General features: G+C 68.2%; 1 protein-coding gene. It reads left to right on the top strand.

Translation table 11 applies throughout. The features are described from left to right. The coding region (locus tag ACXJKR_RS33060; RefSeq protein WP_457326461.1) for a polyamine aminopropyltransferase at positions 1–1,155 on the top strand (1,155 nt) is incomplete at both ends.

The raw sequence follows: 1,155 nt of genomic DNA, 5'->3' as shown, positions 1-1,155 counted from the left end.
CTTCAAGACCCTGCTCTACGCGCTGGTGCTGCTCGTCGGCGCCCTGGTCGGGCTGGAGATCCCGCTCGTCATGCGCATCCTGAAGCGCCACTTCAGCGCGCGCTACGGCCTGAAAGACCTGGTCTCGCAGGTGCTGACCTTCGACTACCTCGGCGCCCTGCTGGTCGCGCTGGCTTTCCCGCTGGTGCTGGTGCCTCAGCTCGGCCTGGTGCGCACGGGCATCGCCTTCGGCCTGCTGAACGTGGCCGTCGCGGTCTGGGCACTGTGGATCTTTCGCGCCGAGCTGCGCGCGCGCCGCAGCCAGGCCATCGCCTGCGGGCTGTCGGCCGTGCTGCTGCTGGCCGCCCTGCTCGGCGCCGATGCGCTGACGCGCTGGTCCGAGGAACGCTTCTACGGCGAGCACATCGTCTTCAAGCAGAGCAGCGCCTACCAGCGCATCGTCGTCACCGATGGTGGCGGCGGCACGCGGCTGTTCCTGAACGGCAATCTGCAATTCCACTCGCGCGACGAGTACCGCTATCACGAGGCTCTGGTGCACCCGGCCATGGCGGCMCAGGGGGCGCCGAAGCGCGTGCTCGTGCTGGGTGGCGGCGACGGCATGGCCGTGCGCGAAATCCTCAAGTACCCGAGCGTCGAGCAGGTGACGCTGGTGGAGCTGGACCCATTGATGACCGGCCTGTTCACGTCTACGCCGAAGCTCGCGGCGCTCAACGGCCATTCGCTGTCGTCGCCCAAGCTGCGCATCGTCAATGCCGATGCCTTCGGCTGGCTGGAGCAGCATGCCGAGGTCTTCGACGTCATCGTCATCGACTTCCCCGACCCGTCCAATTTCGCCCTCGGCAAGCTCTACACGGCCAGCTTCTACGAACTCGTCGACCAGCACCTCAGCGCCGCCGGTTACGCCGTCGTGCAGACCACCTCGCCGCTGATCGCCCGACGCAGCTTCTGGACTGTCGTCACGACGCTGGAATCCGTCGGCCTGACGGCCACGCCCTATCACGCCCATGTGCCGAGCTTTGGCGAATGGGGCTTCGTGATGGCCTCGCGGCGGCCCTTCCGGCAGCCAGCGGCCGTCCCGCCCGGCCTGCGCTTCCTCAGCCCGCAGAGCCTGCCCGCCCTCCTCGACTTTCCGCCCGACATGGCGCGGGTACCGAC

The sequence above is a fragment of the Roseateles sp. P5_E11 genome (genome assembly GCF_054049355.1).
The sequence above is the reverse complement of the archived record's forward strand: the minus strand, read 5'-3'. Positions and strand labels throughout refer to the sequence as shown.